General features: G+C 60.2%; 13 protein-coding genes. 4 read left to right on the top strand and 9 right to left on the bottom strand.

The genetic code is table 11. From position 1 onward, the window contains the following. Positions 1 to 411: 411 nt before the first annotated feature. The 5 genes from GGU46_RS08555 to GGU46_RS08535 form a co-directional block, all read right to left on the bottom strand. Complete coding sequence (locus GGU46_RS08555; RefSeq protein ID WP_183403115.1) at positions 412 to 1,875, bottom strand: di-heme oxidoreductase family protein; 1,464 nt, start codon at positions 1,873 to 1,875, stop codon at positions 412 to 414. A gap of 289 nt (positions 1,876 to 2,164) precedes the next feature. Next, complete coding sequence (locus GGU46_RS08550; protein WP_183403114.1) at positions 2,165 to 2,389, bottom strand: DUF2905 family protein; 225 nt, start codon at positions 2,387 to 2,389, stop codon at positions 2,165 to 2,167. After that, positions 2,386 to 2,928: a DUF6438 domain-containing protein gene (locus GGU46_RS22435; RefSeq protein WP_184093962.1), complete on the bottom strand. Its 543-nt coding sequence runs from the start codon at positions 2,926 to 2,928 to the stop codon at positions 2,386 to 2,388. Before GGU46_RS22435 ends, GGU46_RS08550 begins: the two co-directional genes overlap by 4 nt. A gap of 509 nt (positions 2,929 to 3,437) precedes the next feature. Continuing rightward, complete coding sequence (locus tag GGU46_RS08540; protein ID WP_246398841.1) at positions 3,438 to 6,035, bottom strand: type IA DNA topoisomerase; 2,598 nt, start codon at positions 6,033 to 6,035, stop codon at positions 3,438 to 3,440. Positions 6,036 to 6,091: 56 nt separating this feature from the next. Further along, positions 6,092 to 7,021: a hypothetical protein gene (locus GGU46_RS08535; protein ID WP_183403112.1), complete on the bottom strand. Its 930-nt coding sequence runs from the start codon at positions 7,019 to 7,021 to the stop codon at positions 6,092 to 6,094. 464 nt (positions 7,022 to 7,485) lie between these two features. Here GGU46_RS08535 and GGU46_RS08530 point away from each other — a divergent pair, with 464 nt between their 5' ends. Beyond that, a complete protein-coding gene (locus GGU46_RS08530) occupies positions 7,486 to 7,914 on the top strand; it encodes an EamA family transporter (RefSeq protein WP_183403111.1) in 429 nt (142 codons plus the stop codon). Positions 7,915 to 8,051: 137 nt separating this feature from the next. Here GGU46_RS08530 and GGU46_RS08525 read toward each other — a convergent pair whose 3' ends face one another. From GGU46_RS08525 to GGU46_RS08510, 4 genes are all read right to left on the bottom strand, one after another. Beyond that, positions 8,052 to 8,732 (bottom strand): carbonic anhydrase, encoded by a 681-nt coding sequence (locus GGU46_RS08525; RefSeq protein ID WP_215906289.1) that lies wholly within the window; start codon positions 8,730 to 8,732, stop codon positions 8,052 to 8,054. Positions 8,733 to 8,816: 84 nt separating this feature from the next. Beyond that, entirely contained in the window at positions 8,817 to 10,421 is a 1,605-nt protein-coding gene (locus GGU46_RS08520) for a SulP family inorganic anion transporter (RefSeq protein WP_183403110.1), read from the bottom strand. A gap of 181 nt (positions 10,422 to 10,602) precedes the next feature. After that, on the bottom strand, positions 10,603 to 12,009 hold the full coding sequence (locus tag GGU46_RS08515) for a sensor histidine kinase (protein ID WP_183403109.1): 1,407 nt from the start codon (positions 12,007 to 12,009) through the stop codon (positions 10,603 to 10,605). 131 nt (positions 12,010 to 12,140) lie between these two features. Beyond that, positions 12,141 to 12,818, bottom strand: a complete 678-nt coding sequence (locus tag GGU46_RS08510) for a response regulator (RefSeq protein WP_183403108.1) — start codon at positions 12,816 to 12,818, stop codon at positions 12,141 to 12,143. A 335-nt stretch (positions 12,819 to 13,153) separates the two neighbouring features. On the opposite strand from GGU46_RS08510, the gene GGU46_RS08505 reads away from it, so the two are divergent. The 3 genes from GGU46_RS08505 to GGU46_RS08495 all read left to right on the top strand — a co-directional run bounded on the left by GGU46_RS08505 (position 13,154) and on the right by GGU46_RS08495 (position 18,107). After that, positions 13,154 to 13,891: a polysaccharide biosynthesis/export family protein gene (locus GGU46_RS08505; RefSeq protein ID WP_246417614.1), complete on the top strand. Its 738-nt coding sequence runs from the start codon at positions 13,154 to 13,156 to the stop codon at positions 13,889 to 13,891. Positions 13,892 to 13,940: 49 nt separating this feature from the next. Continuing rightward, complete coding sequence (locus GGU46_RS08500) at positions 13,941 to 16,334, top strand: polysaccharide biosynthesis tyrosine autokinase (protein ID WP_183403106.1); 2,394 nt, start codon at positions 13,941 to 13,943, stop codon at positions 16,332 to 16,334. A 141-nt stretch (positions 16,335 to 16,475) separates the two neighbouring features. Beyond that, the gene (locus GGU46_RS08495) at positions 16,476 to 18,107 is read left to right on the top strand and encodes a lipopolysaccharide biosynthesis protein (protein WP_183403105.1); all 1,632 of its coding nucleotides are present in this window, start codon (positions 16,476 to 16,478) and stop codon (positions 18,105 to 18,107) included.

The raw sequence follows: 18,107 nt of genomic DNA, 5'->3' as shown, positions 1-18,107 counted from the left end.
GGGTAGGAGTTCGGAAGCAAGGCATCCCAGCTCAGACAGCATGGGCAACTGGAGTTTTCCAGGACCAGGTGCTGGTGAGTGAGTGCTGATATACCCATTAAGGTTAGCGGAATAGTTGGGGGTAGCCGCACCCGTCGGTGGCATTTTTTGTGCAATCGTTATCGGGAACGTTCCCAATGCCCGTTGCGGGGCTGGCGGCTGCACGCAAACGGCTCCGGCTACCACCGGATTCCCGCTGTTCGCCTTCTGGCTGGTCTTCGTAGAAGGGGAAGAGAAATTGCACTCGTCGCCCACAAAAAAAGAGTGCGGCCGAAGCACGCACTCTTTTCAGTTGGAACTCTAGCACTACCAATTTCCGGGGCGGGGTGGCCAGGCAGCTGGCGCTGCTGCCGCGGAAGTCTGGCGGGTTGCTTAGATGGAGTTCAGGAAGGCCACCAGGGCATCCCGCTCTTCCTTGCTCATTTCCGTCACGATTTTGCGGGAGTTTTCGCCTTCACCACCGTGCCACATGATGGCTTCTACTACGTTGCGGGCGCGCCCATCGTGCAGCAGGCTGGTGTGGCCGTTCACGGTTTGCTGCAAGCCGAGGCCCCACAGCGGAGCCGTACGCCACTCGCGACCGGAAGCCAGGAAATCGGGGCGGTTATCAGCCAGGCCGGGGCCCATGTCGTGCAGCAGCAGGTCGGTGAAGGGAGCAATTACCTGGTTCGATACCTCCGGACGACCGGGCAGCGTACCCGTTTTCATGCGGGGCACATGGCAGCTGCCGCACTCTGCCTTGGCAAACATCACGGCCCCTAGCTGGGCTTGGGCGCTGCTGTTGTTGCGGAAGGCTGGCACGCCCATGGTCTGGGTGAAGATGGTCAGGTCGCGCAACTGCTGCTCGCTGAGGTTAAGCTGAGCCGAGGCAACCGATTCACCGGGCTCAATGGGGAACACCGGCGAGGTCAGCCCCATGTCGCCGTTGGCAGCACCGGCATTCTGCTGACGCAGGCTGGGCTGGTTGGCCTTCCAGCCGAATCGCCCGAGGCGGGTGCGGCCCTGCTCCTCATCCCACACGCGGTTGGGCCGGCCCGATACGCCGTTGTTGGTGTTGTTGCGGGCAAAACCGAGGATGGTTTCCTCCGGTACGGCTTCCAGCAGGCCCAGGCCCGTTACCTGAGAGCCCGTGCGGGGCGAAATCATGGTACCGGCGGGCAGATCCTGCGTGGTTTTCGCGAACGTGTACGTGGGCCGGCGCAGGCTTACGGTGCTGCCATCCTTAAACGGCAGGCTTCGCTGCTCGGTGTAGCGCACCAGTACGTTGCCTTCGGCGCTGGCGCCGCGCACCTCGTCTTGCGCGTCAATGCCCTCTACTACCATCAGCGGCTGAATCTGGTCGCCGAAGCCAGGTACGGGCCTGGGCTCCCCGTGGGGGCCGGTGCCCGGCAGGCTCACGCGAAACAGCAACTGCGGGGTTAGTTCGCCGGTAGTGGCATTCACCTTAGGCAGCCCCGCGCGGGACCCGCCCAGGTGGCAGCTTTCGCACCGCACGTTGTTCCACAAGGGGGCTACCTCACCCAGCTCGAACGTGCGCTGAAACAGCACCTTACCGTTCAAGTGAGCCGTCAGGTCGGCGCCGCCCAAATTGGGAGCAGGCTGAATCATGCTCAGGCTACTGAAGTTGTTGACGGTGGTTGCACCGCCGGCGGCGGTAAAGGAGGCAAAGACCCGCCCCCAGTCCACGTCCAATTCATCATCATCGTCCTCGTCATTCGACGACACGGTAACCTGCAAAGCGTCAGGACCTTCCAGCTCAGGCTTTTCGCAAGAGGTCAACGCCGTAACTCCAACCACACAACCTATCAGCTTCCAGGAGGTAAAGGGTTTTATCATATAACTGTTCCAAAATGAGACTAAGACAGCGGCAATATACAGTGTAATTATATTGCTATAATATTATATTTAACATAAAACGATTTTTATTTTCTATGACTATACCAGCTTAAACTTAGCTTCTGTTCAGCGCTGGATTCAAATTGGGATAAATCAGGCAGGACGCGGCATTCCAGCCCTGCGCGTGAATTTCCCGAAAGTGGAAGAAGGGGTGTCTTTTTTGTTGCAACCTAGGGGCGCTTGCTGGCACGCCAGCCGGTAGTCGGGGCAGCGTATCGCCTAAACCCAGCTACGGCCGCCGCACCAGCCACATAATCAGACTCAGCAGCAAGCTCACCAGCAGCATGGACACAATTGGTGCATAAAAGCGGAAGCCCGGCCGCTCCACCCGAATGTCGCCGGGCAGCCGCCCAAACCAGCCCAACAGACTACCCCCACCCAGCCACACAAAGGCCCCCAGGGCTACCAGCACAAGGCCGAGAAGGATGAGGGTTTTACCGAGTTGAGGGGTCATCGAACAGGAACGTCATATGGGTGTTCAACGGAATACCAGCGCTGCTGAGTGCGGAGGCGGGCTATCAGTTCGTAAAGCCTACTTACTCCCCAGGTTGCCCGTTCGCCATAATCCTTAATATGTACAACCTTGCCGTTGCCATATTCAGCCGTTAGCCATGCCGTACCTGCATCCGTCCAGCTCACTGCGTAGGATTTAGCTAACTTATCAGGCTTTATGTATTGAAAGAGCTGTTGCAACTGCTCGAACTGTGCGCTGTCTAACTCGCTCTGAAATTTACCCCGCTCCCTGTTAAATAAATAATACTCACTACCACTGGTATATCCCACCTGATATTCCAGCTTACGGTCGGCGTGTATGGTTATAGTAAAGCTAGCGCAACAGTCAAACCCAAAGCTTACTTCCAGGCGGCTGAAACGTGGGGTAGCAATAGAAGTAGTATATTCTACCAAATCGCCGAAACGATGTACCAGTGTATCTATTTGTAGTACTGGTGGTGAAGAAAAGCCGTCTGATTGTGGTGGCGTGACGTGGTGCACAAATAGTAAGGCGGGCCGTCCATCTAGCTGCGTTACGGACACTATTTCGCAGGGCCCTGCTCCCCGCCCCTGCAAGTACTCTGTTCGGATTCCGTCATTCGGCCCGTAATCATAGAAGATATAGGGCTCATGCGAGAACCGTCCGAAGGATTCTCTCAGCCGAAAAGCTATCAAATCACTTCGCCCATTCCCATCTACATCAACTACTGCCCAGGGCTTTACATTCAGCGTAGTGCAGTATTGCTGACAGTCAGCATTGTAGGTTACTAGTGCGGTATCTAATTGAAAAGCCGGGTAGAAATAACTGCGCTTTCGCCACCCAGCGTGTTTTCTAACCCATTGTTCTACGTCGGCATTTGCGCGCAGTGAATCAATGCTGTTAGGAATACGGGCAACAACTACACGCGGGGTTAAAGCTGTAACGGGAGCTAATCGGCTCTTTCTTAACAGTTGCGCTGTAGCACCATAACTCAGCAGTAGCAGCAACCCGCTCAATTGCCATCTGCCCATCACCCCTTGTTATCAAACACGGGCTCAATCCTGCCCTCCGCGCCTACCTGCAGGGCGGCTTCGTAGCGGTTGCCGGTTTTGGAGGAGATGAAGCCGCGGATGACGCCGGTTTTGCCTTTGCGCAGGAGCTGGTTCATCTGGGCGTCGGTGAGGGTTTTGCCACCCCACTCGAAGGGTACCCGGAACTGGCAGTCCTCGCGGAAGCGGGAGCAGCCCCAGGCGCTTTTGCCCTTTAGCATCTGACCCAAGCGGCACACCGGGCAGGGTATCTGGCCGGGGTCGGTGGCGGTGGTGGGCTTGCTTTCGGCGGCGCGCACCAGCTCCAGGGTGTGCTGGGGAGTGAGCTTGATGGCGGCGCTGTACTTGTTGCCGGCGTCATCCAGAAAGCCCTGCATGACTTGGGTACGGCTCTTCTTGAGCAAATCACCGACTTGCTTATCGGTGAGCTTCTTGCCTTCGTATTGGGTAGGAAGCCGCAGCTGGCAGCCTTCGCGCCAGCGCGAGCAGCCGAAGGCCGTTTTACCGCGCAGCACATGGCCGCTCCCGCAGGCCGGGCACGGACCCAGCGCGCCGGGTACGGCGGGGGTAGCCGCCGCAGCGGGCGTCGGGCGAGGGTTGGCGGCTTTGGCGGGGGTAGCGGTTTCGGCAGAAGTTACCGTTACGGCCCGGCCGGAGCCATCCTGCTTTACCTCGTGCACCATTTCACGCACCAGCTGCTTCAGCTCGCCCAGAAACTGCTCCTGATCCAGCTGGCCGCCTTCAATCTGGCGCAGCTTCCGCTCCCACTGGCCCGTCAGCTCCGCCGATTTCAGGGTGGGGTTGCGGATGAGGCCAATCAGCTCCACGCCGGTAGCGGTAGGCACAATCTTCTTTTTGTCGCGGCGGATGTAGCCGCGCTTGAACAGGGTTTCGATGATGGCGGCGCGGGTAGAAGGCCTCCCGATGCCGTTTTCCTTCATGGCCTGGCGCAGCTCCTCGTCGTCCACGTTGCGGCCGGCGGTTTCCATGCCGCGCAGTAGCATAGCCTCCGAGTATTCGCGCGGGGGCTGGGTCATCTTAGAGTCGAGGCGGGGCTTGTGGGGGCCGTTCTCGCCTTTCTCGAACGAAGGCAGCACGGTGCTGACTACATCATCGTCGCCCTCGCCGGCGGCTTTGGGGGCCGAGGGGGCCTGCTGCTTCTCTGGGTCGCCGTACACCACGCGCCAGCCGGGGCTGAGAATCTGCCGGCCCCGCACCCGGAAGGTGCGCCCCGCGGCTTCGGCCGTTACCGTGGTGTTTGATACTTCACAATCGGGGTAGAACGCGGCCAGGAACCGGCGCACGATGATGTCATAGACGCTGTGCTCGGTGCCGCCCAGGCCGCCAGCGCTGGCCCCGGTCGGGATGATGGCGTGGTGGTCGGTAACTTTATTGTTATTAAAAACCTTGCCCGACTTCTTGATTTTGCCGGCCAGCAGCGGCTGGGTGAGGCTGTGGTAAGCCCCCAGCCCGCGCAGAATGCCCGGAATTTTGGGGTACTGGTCGTCGGGCAGGAAGGTGGTATCTACGCGGGGGTAGCTCACCACCTTCTTCTCGTAGAGGGCCTGCACCGTTTTCAGCGTGTCCTCGGCGGAAAGCCCCAGCTGGTTGTTGCACTGCACCTGCAGGGAAGTCAGGTCGAACAACGACGGCGGCGTTTCCAGCCCCTTTTTGATTTCGACGTTGGTGACGGTGAGCGGCACGTCCTTCACGGCGGCCAAGGCGGCGTCGGCCTCTTCCTGGGTCACGAAGTAGCCGCGGGCTTTCAGGCGGGCCTTTTCGTCGGGCTCGTCGTCGTCCTTACCCTTCTTTACTATGGCTACGTGGCTGAACATAGTACCCCGGTACTCCGTGCGCAGCACCCAGTAGGGCTCGGGCCGGAAGTTCTGGATTTCGTGGTAGCGGTCCACGAGCAGGGCGAGGGTAGGCGTCTGTACCCGCCCAATGCTGAGCACCTGGCGCTGACCGGGCGCGTACTTCAGGGTAAACAGGCGGGTAGCATTCAGGCCCAGCAGCCAGTCGCCCACGGCCCGGCTTTTGCCGGCCTGGTAGAGCGAGTCAAACTCCGAGCCGTCGCGCAGGTTCTGAAAGCCCTGGCGGATAGCTTCTTCCGTGAGCGAGGAAATCCAGAGGCGCTTGGTGGGCTTGCGGTACTTGGCTTCCAGCAGCACCCAGCGCTGAATCACCTCCCCTTCCTGGCCGGCGTCGCCGCAGTTAATGACTTCCTCGGCATTAGCCAGCAGGTTTTTGATAACGGTGAACTGGCGCACTACCCCGTCGTCGCGGCGCATGAGCTTGATGCCAAAGTTCTCGGGCACCATGGGCAAATCATGGATGCTCCAGCGCTTCCACTCGGGGCGGTAGTCCTCGGGCTCGCGCAGCTGGCAGAAGTGCCCGAACGTCCAGGTGACCTGGTAGCCGTTGCCCTCGAAATACCCGTCCATTTTGCGGGTGGCACCCAGCACCTGGGCAATTTCGCGGGCTACGCTGGGCTTTTCGGCAATGCAAACTTTCACTACTGGCTGATTCTCGCTGATGAATATCCTACCCCCGGGGCGGAAGCAGTACGGAATCAACAAAGATAACAGGAGAAAAAGTCGGGGCGAAGACGTCCAATTTCTATCTACACCATCTTTCAGGAGGCGGAGGCCAGCTCCAGCTGGTTGGCCGTCACGAAGTGGTAGCGCACCTCATAGAAGCCCGCATCAGACACCCGATCCAGCATCACTACGCTTTCAATTTCGAAGGGTAGGCCGCGGGCCGCTACCCGCACCGGGTTAAGGCGGCGCTGCAGGGCAATTTCCTCGCGGGCAATGTGGAGCGCGGCCGTTTCGGAGGAGGCCTGTACGCGCACGTAAAACAGGTTGGCCATCGGGAACTGACGGTGCTCCCGGATTTCGCCATCCCAATTGCTGAAATTATCTAAATCAGAAGGAAAAGCGCTGTCGTAACGCTCGTCCAGCACTTTCTGCTTTACGCGGTGGTAGGCCACGGGCGTGTTCAGGCGGTGGGTAATGAGGCGCACCAAGTGCTCTACTTCCAGCTGCGGGCCCTGCCCCACCAAGCTACCCCGGTGGTACAATCCAAATAGGTTTTGCTGCTCGTTGTGCGTAACCACCACGCCGCTTTTGGCCGCCACCTGCTGCAGTTCCTGCTCGTAGTCCTCCTGATCGGCGTGGAGGTGGCCCCAGCGGTTATCCGGCGGCACCAGTACCCCAAACTCATCGGGCGGCGTCAGGACCATGGTGGCGGAGTTGTTGCCCTCAAAAATGCGGGGGTAGTACTGCTTTAGCTGACTGAAGCTCAGACTGGCCACCCACAGCGCCAGCGTAGTGCGGTGCAGCCGGAAGGTGCCCGCTTCGCTATTCACGTAGTAACCAATGGAGGTGAACCGGCTTGCCTGGCTGAGCGGCAGGGTAATCACCTGGGGCTCATTCTCGGCGTTGAGGCCAAAGAAACACGGGTGGCCCTCATCGGCTAACTGAAGAACATACAGCCCGAAAGGAATATTTTCCTGGGCGCTCTGCAGCAGCGCCCCACGGTATTCCGCTTCGTGTTTTTTCACCTCCCCGGCCAACTGGACGAGTGAGTCATAGGCAAACAGTTCTTCAATCTTCCTCAAACCGTGCATGACAACGACACTATATACTTTGTATTATGCGGCAAGATATTATGACTAAGCCAACTTTACACAATTAATAATACAATATATAGTAAATATAGTTATAAAATATTGACAAAATAATATCTGCATATTACTGATTACCAGCCTCTTACCTGTTAGCGCTGCACAAACAGCCAAGCTCGACCGCAAAACAATTTCCAGCGGCGGCTTTTCCCCACTGCCCGGCTACCACCGTTACCTACGGTGGCGCTTCAATTCCTAGGCTCCGGGTCACTGAGAGCCGGAGCCAGCTGCCCCCCTCCCCGGGCTTGCAATGTGCGAAGGGAGTTACCTACCGCTTGGTTTTCAGCTGAATGCCCAGGGGCTGCGTATTGCATCCCGAAGCTTCTCTTTTCAGGAATTGTATGTGGTGGATGTTTTCCTTGCTGGCCGCCCTGTCGGCGGCGGTAGTGGTTACGCTTTCCAAGGTGGGCGTGAAGAATATTGAATCCAGTGTGGCTTTCGCCATACAGTCGGTGCTGATTGTGGCGGTGGCGTGGGGAGTGGTGGCCTGGCAGGGGCACCTGGGGCAGGTAGCCGAAATTGACCGGCGCACCTGGCTGTTCCTGATTGCTGCGGGCGTCATTACCTGCGCCTCCTCCCTGTTCTCGTTTCAGGCGCTGAAACTGGGGCAGGCGTCGCGTACTTCCTCCTTCGATAAGATTTCCCTGGTTTTCTCTATCCTGCTGGCTGCACTCTTTCTCAAGGAAAAAATAACCTGGCAGGTTATCCTGGGCGCTACCCTGATGGCCGCCGGGGCCGTGCTGATAGCCTTCACCCAGGAAAGTAATTAGCTCCGTAGTACGCAAAAAACCGCCGCACCCAACGGACGCGGCGGTTCCACACATCGAAAGCGCACTCCCCTCAGACTACGCCCGATGATGCTGCGTGCGCGGAGTAACTACCCCCGGCGCACCTGGTTGCTGGTTTTCTAACGGGCAGGCGTACCGCTCGGTGCAGCAGGCGCGGCGGCTTCGGCGGCGGTCTGCGTGCCATAGATGTGCTCCAGCTCCGTGATGAGGTCGTCCTCCACCTTGAGGTCCTTGAGCAGGCCTTCCTTGATATCATATACCAGTCCGTGCAGGCGCGGGGGCTTGGCTCCTTTGCGGGCGTTCTGGATAATGCTGGTTTTGGCCAGATTGCGCACCTGCTCTATCACGTTCAGCTCTACCAGGCGGCGCAGGCGGGCATCCTCGTCGGAAATGGCCAGGAACTCGGTTTCGTGCACCCGGATTACGTCGCGAATGTTGGTCAGCCAGTTATCAATCAGGCCAAACTGCTTGTTACCGGCCGCTGCCGCTACCCCACCGCAGCCGTAGTGACCTACCACCATAATGTCTTCCACGCCCAGCACTTCCACGGCGTACTGCAGCACCGAAAGCAGGTTGAAATCGGTGTTCACCACCATATTGGCGATGTTGCGGTGCACGAACATTTCGCCGGGGCCGGTGCCGGTAATAGCCGAGGCCGGCACGCGCGAATCGGAGCAGCCGATGAACAGGTACTTGGGCTTCTGCCCATTGGCCAGGCGGTTGAAAAAGTCGGGGTCCTGGGCGCGCTTGTCGCTAACCCACTGGCGGTTATTTTCCAGAATTGGCTCGATGCCTTTCATAGAGAGAGAAATGGAGAGGTAAAAGGGAAAGGATACTGCAGGTTTGGGAAGACGAGAAACGGGCCGCTTCAGGTTACGTGCCGGCTAGTGCCCCAGCACATGCACTTGCTGAATACCGCGCAATTCCAGGTCAATGCCGCGCTCGGGGGCCGAGAGACGAAAGTTCTCAATGGCTTCCAGCACATCGTAATCGATGAAGGAGGAATCGGAGCCATCAATGAGCACCTGGGAGTTGGGCGGAAGCTCGTTGAGCACTTTTACGATGCTGGCTTTATTAAGGAACGACACTTGCTCCGATAATTTCAGATGAATAGGCCCCCCGACCTGCGCCGCCGGCCGGCTCAGGAAGTACGCCGACTCATAGTTGGCCTTCAGGATGTAGAAAATGCCCACCACCAGTCCTATGGTTACGCCTTTTAGCAGATCGGTAAGCAGAATGGCAATAATGGTGACGACAAAAGGCAGAAACTGCTGCCAGCCCAGCTTCCACTGGGTGCGGTACAAGGTTGGCTTGGTAAGCTTGAAGCCCACCATCAGCAGCACGGCCGCCAGCGCCGACAGCGGAATCCGGTTCAGCACAGGCTCCAGAAACAGCAGGCTGGTGAGCAGCAGCAGTCCGTGAAAGAAGGCTGATATGCGGGTTTGGCCGCCGGCGTTGATGTTGGCCGAGCTGCGCACGATAACAGCCGTCATGGGCAGCCCCCCGAGCAGACCGCTCAGGATGTTGCCTACCCCCTGAGCCAGCAGCTCGCGGTTGGTGGGCGTTACCCGCTTGAGGGGGTCCAGCTTATCCACGGCTTCTACGCTCAGCAATGTTTCCAGCGAGGCAACAATGCCAATGGTGAAGGCTACGGTATAGGTAGCGGGCCGCTGAAACGCCGACCAGTCGGGGAAGGTGAAAACCCGGGTGAAATCCTGCCAGGCCGTGATGGAAGGCAGGCTGACCAGGTGCTCGGGCCGAATGCGAAGAACGGGGGCGGCGACATCCAGCAGGCTGTTGAGCCCAATGGAAACCAGCACCACCACCAGGGCGCCCGGCACCAGCCGCAACAGGGCAACGTGCTTGCTGAACGTATCCCAGAAAAGCAGGATGGCCAGGGAAACCAGCCCCACCAGGGCCGAGCCGGCACTGACGCCCCCCAGTGCTGATGTAACGGCTGAGAAGGTATTCTGGCCATCAAACTGCAGGAAGTCCATGTCCTCGAAGTAGTCCGAGTCGGCGCCTACAAAGTGCGGAATCTGCTTAAGAATGAGAATCAGACCAATGGCAGCCAGCATACCCCGGATAACGGAGGTAGGAAAGTAAAGCCCGATGATACCGGCCTTAGCTACCCCCAGTACCAACTGCAGCACCCCGGCTATTACGGTGGCGGCCAGTACAGCCTCAAATGAGCCTAGCGTACTCAGGGCCGAAAGGATTATGGCCGTCAGGCCGGCGGCCGGGCCGCTTACACTTAGCTGAGAGCCGCTAACCCATGATACAACTACCCCGCCTATGATGCCGGCGATGATGCCAGCCAGCAGCGGCGCCCCCGAAGCCAGCGAAATACCCAGGCACAAGGGCAGGGCCACCAGAAAAACCACCAGTCCGGCGGGCAGGTCTTTACCCAGGGTCTGCCACGGTGAGGAAGGCACATTTGGTGGTGGCTGAAGCGCGGATGCTTCGGCCGCCAATGTAGGCTTTAACATGGAGAGAGGGGAGTTGAGGGCAGACCATTTCGATGAAAGCCCGAAGACCACACCGAACGTATGCAATGCTACGACTCGCTTGTTAAGACCCCATTAAAAGTGAGTTAAAAGTAAATTAAAAGCAGCAGCCCCCGTAGCTGCGGGGACAAAACCCTGGAAAACAGCAACATACGGCGCGGTTTTATACCACCGCAGCCGGCAGGTCGAGGGTAACGGCCGTGCCCTGGCCCAGCTGGCTTTCCACGGACACATGGCCGCCGTGCAGATCCATAATCTTAGCAGTAAGGGGTAGTCCAATGCCGTGCCCCGGCACGTTGCGCACGGTTTCGGCCCGGAAGAAAGGCACAAATACCTGCTGGCGGTCGGCCTCCGTCATGCCCACCCCTTTGTCGCGTACCACCAGCTGTACCCGGCGCTGCGTGGCCGTGAGTGTTGCCACCACCGGACTGGGGCACCCGGCCGAAAACTTGCAGGCATTCTCCAGAATGTTCAGAAAGGCAGACAGCAGCAGGGGTTCGTTGCCGAGCACCCCGTAGGGTACCCGGCGCCGGCTGTCGGCGGGTTCACTGAACTCCAGGTCGATGCGGCAGGTAGGATGGCGGCGGTGCACTTCCTCGTGGGCCTGCAGCAGCAGCTCATCCACCCGAATCAGGCTCAGGGGCACCTGGGAAGGGTCGTCGGAGGCGCGGGCAATCTGCAGCAGGCCATTGGTGAGGTCTTTGAGCAGGCGTGCCGCGTCGAGGGTGTTCTGCAGCACGCGCCGATACTCCTGGGGGGTGCGCTCCTGCTGCAGCAGGGCCACTTCCAGCTGCCCGATAATGGCCGTGAGGGGCGTACGCAGCTCGTGGGAGGCGTCGCGGACGAAGGTGCGCTGTCCCGCAAAAGCCGTTTCGAGCCGGTTGAGCAGGCTGTTGAAGCGCTGGGCCAGCAACGACACCTCGTCCTGCCCATCAGACTGGGAAAGGCGGCGGTGCAGGTCGGAGGCCGTAATGTTGTCCACCTCCTGAATGATGCGCTGCATGGGCCGCAGGGCCTGGCCGGCAAAGAAAAACCCACCAATACCCACTATCACAAAGGAGGCCAGCAGGCCCGTGACCAGCACCGTCAGCAGGTCGCTCATTTTCTGGCGGCTGTCGTCATCCACCGAAGAAGCCACCACCACGAAGTCGCCGCGCCGGGCGTCGCGGTAGAGCAGGCCTACCGTCTGGCGGTAGTTCTGCTCCCGAATTACTTCCCGGCCTTCTTCGCGCACTGCCGCCAGCAGCTCCTGCGGCACAGGCTCCGGACCGTCGCGCCCCTCCTTAAACACTACCCGGTTGCGGGCGTCGAACACGCGCACTTCCTCCTGGGGTAGGGTGCGGTAGAACTGCCGCAGGTAGCGCCGGTAGGAAGCTCGGCTGACTTCGTCGGCGCGGTTGGTGCCATCCAGGTAAACGTGCGCCACAATGCGGGCCCGGGCAAACAGGCTCTCACTGAAAAAGTCGCGCCGCGAAGTGTAGGTAAAGTAGTAAATGGCCACCGAGAACAGCAGCAGCGTGATGGCCAGAATAAGGGCAAACTGCAGCGTCAGGCGCGTCCGGATAGTCATGGATCAGTTGTCAGGTACCAGTTGTGAGTTGCCGGGTATCAGTTGCCGGTTGCGGAAAGGTATGCCGACGCCTGCAGGTGTAGCGCATTGTCTTGGAACTGACAACCGGCAACTCACAACCGGCAACTGAATCAGTCTTCCTTCATCACGTAACCCATGCCTACCAGGGTATGAATCAGTTTGGGGGTGAAGTCTTTATCCAGCTTCTTGCGCAGGAAGTTGATATACACGTCGATGACGTTGGAGCCGGTATCGAAAGATGTTTCCCAGACGTGCTCCAGAATATCAACGCGCGAGACCACGCGGTTCTGGTTGCGCAGCAGATACTCGAGCAAGGCAAACTCGCGGGCCGTTAGCTGCACTACCTGGCCGGCGCGCTGCACTACTTTCCGCACCGGGTCCAGGGTGAGGTCGGCCAGGCGCAGCACCGCCTCCGCCGCCGGCGACTCGTTGCGGCGGCGAGCCAGGGCCCGGATGCGGGCCAGCAGCTCCTGAAAGGCAAAGGGCTTCACCAGGTAATCGTCGGCCCCGGCATCGAGGCCCCGGATTTTGTCGTCGGTTTCGCCCAGGGCCGTGAGCATCAGAATAGGAACACTCGTATCCTGGGCCCGCACTTGGCGGCATACCTCCAGTCCGCTCAAACCGGGCAGCAGCGTGTCCAGAATCAGCAGGTCGTAGCCGCCGGCCTGGGCCAGGCGCAGGCCCAGCAGGCCGTCGGCGGCCAGGTCAACGGTGTACTGTTGCTCCGTCAGGCCCTGGTGCAGAAAGGAGGCCACTTTCGGTTCGTCTTCAACCAGCAGAATTTTCATGGGCAGGCATACGCAAGTTTGGGCAGGCAAGGTAGCGCCTTACCAGAAGACCAGCCGAATTGCAGCTCAGCCGCAACCGCCCAGGCCATAATTGCGTTGCTTGCACAAATACTAATAATTATAGAAAAAATTTAAATACTCCTTGACTTTATAGATTACATCCAATACGTTTATGGAAATATTCCATGCCCTTTTTATCCAACTTCTCCATTTTTCATCTTCTCTCTGGTTATCGCCAGTAGCCGCTTTCCCTGCCTCACTCCTCTCCCCCTGCTGCTATGCTCCCCACGTTCTGCCGCTTCGGTTGTACCCTGTTATTGTCTTTACTGTTTGTTTTGCCCGCCCTGACGGGCTGCGTATCCCAGAAAAACCTTCCTTACCTGCAAGGCAAAAACTACAACGCACGCACGCCGGTAGTCACCGAAAACGCCCCGCAGCGCTACCGCATTCAGCCCGGCGACGTGCTCAGCATTCGGGTGCAAAGTGTGCAGCCCCAGCTCACGGATATATTCAACACCACCGACTCGCGGGCCGTGTTCAGCGGCGACCCGGGCAACCTGTATCTGACGGGCTACTCCGTGGATGAAGCCGGCACCATTAACCTGCCAACGGTAGGCAAGCTGAAGGTGCAGGGCCTCACGGTGGAAGAAGCCCAGAACCAGGCCCAGCAGCAGGTAGCCCGCTACGTGCGCGACGCCAATGTGCTGGTGAAGCTGCTTTCCTTTAAGATAACCGTACTGGGCGAGGTGCGCAATCCGGGCCGCTACTTTGTGTATAACGCGCAGTGCACCGTGCTGGAAGGCCTGGGCCTGGCCGGCGACCTGACCGAGTTTGGCAACCGCAACAACGTAAAGCTGATCCGGCAGACGGCCAAGGGCTCTGAGGTGGTCCTGCTTAACCTCACCGATCCGGCCCTGCTCAGCTCGCCCTATTTCCACCTGCTGCCCAACGACGCCCTGTACGTGGAGCCCTTGAAAGCCCGCACCGACCGCGGCAACGCCAACAACCTGGCCCTGGTATTCTCGGGAGTTTCGGCCCTGGCCCTCATTCTGAGCTACCTGAAAGTTTTCTAAGCCTGTACTCTCCTTTCCCCGCGCTCCTCTTACCCTAACCTGTTCTGGCATGGAAACACGTCCACACACTCCCTCCGACGAACTTGATTTGCACGAGCTGCTATTCCGGTTGCGCAACCGGTGGCCTTTATTTCTGGTGTCGGGGCTGCTGGCGGGCCTGCTGGCCTTCCTGTATCTGCAGGTGAAAGAGCCGGTGTACGCCTTCCGGGCCACCATGCTGCTGGGCGACCAGGGCACGGGCTCCAAGCAAGCCCAGGAGCTACTCAAAATCCTGGAGGTAAAGGAGAAAGGCACAAAGATGGAGGACGAAATCGGGCTACTGACCTCAGCCGATATGGTCAGCCAGGCCCTCAACCGCCTGCCGTTTAGCGTGGCGTATTACGCGGCTCCCGCTACCTGGTTGAACACGCTCAAGGAGGTGCAGGTGCGCGAGCGAGCCGCCGGCGCGGTACCGTTCCGGCTGGTGCCCGACCCGAATGCTCCCCAACTAACAGACGTCCGCATTTACGTGGAGCCCCAGGCAGATGGGCGGTTCACGATTACAGCCGATGCCGACAAAGGCCGCCTCTACAGCCTGCCCACCGGTGAGCTGGTGCGTGAGGTGCTGGACGTACACCTCAACGAAACTGTGCGCGCCGGCGACACGCTCCGCCACCCCCTGCTCACGGCCGTGCTGCTGCCCGAGCCGGGCTACCCGGCCGGCGGCTCCGCGGAGCGGTATTTTGTGCTGCTGCGCGACCACAACAGCCTGATTGGGGAGTACACCCAGCACCTGACCATCAAGCCCATCGACCGGGAGTCGCGGATAATTGAGTTGACCAGCAAGGGCACGGTGCCCCAGAAAGAAGTACAGTTTCTGGACACCCTGATGCAGAGCTACGTGGAAAATGACCTGCTGAGCAAGAACCTGACGGGCCAGAAAACGGTCGCCTTCCTCGACAAGGAAATCGGCCACCTCTCCGATTCGTTGCGGCGCTCTACGGCGGCGCTCAGCTCGTTTCGGGCGGCCCGGGGGGTAGTCGATGCCGGGGCCCAGTCGGCGCGGGGCATTCAGCAGCAAGGCGAGCTGGAGATGATGCGGGCCAAAGTGGCCACCAACCGCAAGTACTACCAGAACATGCTCAGCTACCTGCGCGAAAACCAGGGCACCACCCAGATTGTGGCGCCCAGCAGCGTTGGTATTGAGGACCCCGTGGTAAACAGCCTGATTCTGCAGCTCACCGACCTGAACAGCCAGCGGGCGGCCCTGGGCGTGAATGCCAGCGTAGAAAACCCCATGGTAACGGTGCTGAATGAGCGCATCAAGGTAGCCAAGGAAAGCCTGACCCAGACCCTGGCCAACATGACCCGCGCCGCCGATATTACCCTGCGCGACCTGGATGCCCAGCTCAGCCGGGTGCGGGGCAGCATGAGCCAGATGCCGGAAAATGAGCGGCAGCTGGCTTCGCTGCAAAGCAAAACCGACTTCAACGACAAAAACTATCAGTTCCTGATTGAGAAGCGGGCCGAAGCGGCCATTGCCCTGGCTACCAACGCCACCGACAAGAAAGTGGTGGACGCGGCCGGCATGCAGGGCGACGCACCCACCGCCCCTAAGCCGGGGGTGGTGATGCTAATTGCCCTGGTGGCCGGCCTGGGCCTGCCCCTGGGCCTCACGCTGCTGCTGGACAAAGCCAACCGCCGCATTCAGAGCAAGGAGGACCTCTCGCGCATTACCGCCATTCCGCTGCTGGGCGTGGTAGCCCACGGCAGCAAGCAGGATAAGGAAAACATGCTGCATGACCCCAAAGGCCCCCTGGCCGAGTCGTTCCGCTCCATCCGGGTAAACCTGCAGTATCTGGCCGCCGGCCTCGACAAGAAGCTGATCGGGGTTACCTCCTCGGTGCCGGGCGAAGGCAAAACCTTCTGCTCGGTGAATCTGGCGGCCGAAATGGCCCAGAGTGGCCGCAAGGTGCTGCTGCTGGAGTGCGACCTGCGCCGCCCCACCGTGGCGGGCTACTTTCAGCTGGATAACGCCTGCGCCGAGCACGGCCTGAGCAGCTACCTGATGGGCCTGAGCAGCCTGGAGGATAGCCGCCACCCCTCGGGCGTGCGCAACCTGGATGTGATGTGCTGCGGCCCGATTCCGGCCAACCCCACCGAGCTGCTGGAAAGCGCCCGCATGGAGGAGCTGCTGGCCCAGCTGCGCCAGCAGTATGATTACGTGATTGTGGACACCCCGCCCACGGGCTACGTATCGGAGTTCTTTATGCTGCTGCGCCACCTCGATGCCAACATCTACGTGGTGCGCCAGAACTACACCGACAAGGGCCTGATCAGCCAGATCAATGAGCTGCACCGCGAACAGAAAGTAAAGCATATCTACATCGTCATCAACGATATGCACTTCACCAAAACCTACGAATACCGCCATAAGGAAAAAGCCTATGCCTACGGTTATTAGGTAGCGCTCCGCTTCTTCCTGTCACCCTGCCTCCTTCCGGCCCGCCGGAAAACCGCTGGCCATACGCCCGCAGCTTTCCGGTCAGATTCCCGCCCTGTACTCCCCCGCGCTGCTCCCGTACCTTTCTACCCGGATAGCCTTATGGCATCTTCTGCTCCTAACCTGACCACCGCCGCCGTACATGGCGTCAAGTGGACTACTGCGGCAACTCTTACCACTTCTTTACTACAAATCGGCTACACCGCTACCATGGCCCGCCTGCTGAGCCCGGCGGCCTTTGGGGTGGTGGCCCTGGCCGGCGTTATTCTGCGGTTCGGCTCTTACTTCGCCCAAATGGGCATGGAGCAGGCCATTATTCAGAAGCCCCACATTACCCGCGCCGATATCCGGGCGGCCTTTACCTCATCGGTGGCTCTGAGCCTTGTGTTTGCCGGGCTGCTGCTGCTGGCCGCCCCCCTGGCCGCCGGCCTGGTGCGCCAGCCGGAGGTAGTACCCGTGGTGCGCGTACTGGCCGCCGGCCTGCTCCTGACGGGCCTCAATGCCACGGCCCTGAGCCTGCTGCGGCGCCGGATGCAGTTCCGGACCCTGGCCCTGATGGAAGTAGTTTCCTACGTACTGAGCTACGGCGGCCTGGGTATTGGGCTGGCAGTGCAGGGGTACGGCGTCTGGAGCCTGGTAGCGGCTACCCTGGGCCAGGGCCTGCTGCTGACGGTGCTGAGCTACGCCGTGGAGCGCCACGATATCCGCCCGCTTTTCGACTGGGCCACGTACCGGCCCCTGCTGGCTTACGGCAGCCGCATGTCGGCCATCAGCTTTCTGGAGTTTATTACCGGCTCCCTTGATACCCTGCTGATTGGCCGGCTGCTGGGCGCGGCCGCTTTGGGCATTTATAGCCGGGGCTGGCAGCTGATTGGCCTGCCCGTGTACTTCCTGACTACCAGCGTCTCGAAGGTGGTGTTTCCTTCCTTCAGCCAACTGCAGGCTGATAGACCCCGCCTGAAAACGGTGTACCTGAGCAGCATTACCCTGATTGCCACCCTGGTGCTACCTATCTGCGCCGGCGCGGCCGTAGCCGCCCCCGAAATTGTGCAGGTGATGCTGGGCCCGAACTGGACGGCCACCGTCCCGATTCTGCGGGTGGTGTGCGCAGCCTTTGGCCTGAGCATGGTCACGATGTTTGCGGGGGTAGTATGCGATGCTACCGCCACCCTCACGCCCAAGCTGTGGCTGAACCTGGGCTACGCCGTGCTGCTTACGGGCCTGTTCTTCGGGCTAAGCCGATTTGGGCTGCTGGGCGTGGCCGGCGCGGTGGTGGCCGGCGAGGTGATTCGGACGGTACTCTACCTGCTGCTCATGCGCCGGGTGCTGGCCGTCCGGACGGCGGAGGTGCTGGGTTCGTACGTACCCGGTTTGCTGGCGGGGGCACTGGTGGCGGCGGGCATTGCGGCCGTCCGGCTGCTGTTGCCGCCCGGCACGGTGCCCGCCTCGGTAGTGCTGCTAGCTGAAATGCTGACCGGCGCCCTGCTGCTGGGCGCCCTGGCCGTGGGGGCGCCGCCGGCCCGCCTGCGTAGCGTGCTGCGCCGCCTGCTGGCCGGCCTGCAGGAAGGCCCGGCCGGCCCGGGCCGCGCCCAGCGGCTGCTCCGTGCTTTTGCCACCCGGCTGGCCCGCCTCGATGGGGAGTTGCCCCCGGTTGCAACACCTGCCGCCGCCGCCCCGGCCCCGCGCCGGGCCCACCCGGCCCTGCTGCCCGATCCGGAAACCGAACTGGTATAG

The organism is Hymenobacter latericoloratus (genome assembly GCF_014199535.1).
In the GTDB taxonomy this organism is placed as follows: Bacteria; Bacteroidota; Bacteroidia; order Cytophagales; family Hymenobacteraceae; genus Hymenobacter; species Hymenobacter latericoloratus.
The sequence above is the reverse complement of the archived record's forward strand: the minus strand, read 5'-3'. Positions and strand labels throughout refer to the sequence as shown.

Coding starts and splice junctions, on each gene's coding strand:
- GGU46_RS08500 (WP_183403106.1), top strand. CDS start 13,941: ATGGAAACACGTCCACACACTCCCTCCGACGAACTTGATTTGCACGAG.
- GGU46_RS08520 (WP_183403110.1), bottom strand. CDS start 10,421: ATGTTAAAGCCTACATTGGCGGCCGAAGCATCCGCGCTTCAGCCACCA.
- GGU46_RS08550 (WP_183403114.1), bottom strand. CDS start 2,389: ATGACCCCTCAACTCGGTAAAACCCTCATCCTTCTCGGCCTTGTGCTG.
- GGU46_RS08525 (WP_215906289.1), bottom strand. CDS start 8,732: ATGAAAGGCATCGAGCCAATTCTGGAAAATAACCGCCAGTGGGTTAGC.
- GGU46_RS08510 (WP_183403108.1), bottom strand. CDS start 12,818: ATGAAAATTCTGCTGGTTGAAGACGAACCGAAAGTGGCCTCCTTTCTG.
- GGU46_RS08495 (WP_183403105.1), top strand. CDS start 16,476: ATGGCATCTTCTGCTCCTAACCTGACCACCGCCGCCGTACATGGCGTC.
- GGU46_RS08530 (WP_183403111.1), top strand. CDS start 7,486: ATGTGGTGGATGTTTTCCTTGCTGGCCGCCCTGTCGGCGGCGGTAGTG.
- GGU46_RS08515 (WP_183403109.1), bottom strand. CDS start 12,009: ATGACTATCCGGACGCGCCTGACGCTGCAGTTTGCCCTTATTCTGGCC.
- GGU46_RS08555 (WP_183403115.1), bottom strand. CDS start 1,875: ATGATAAAACCCTTTACCTCCTGGAAGCTGATAGGTTGTGTGGTTGGA.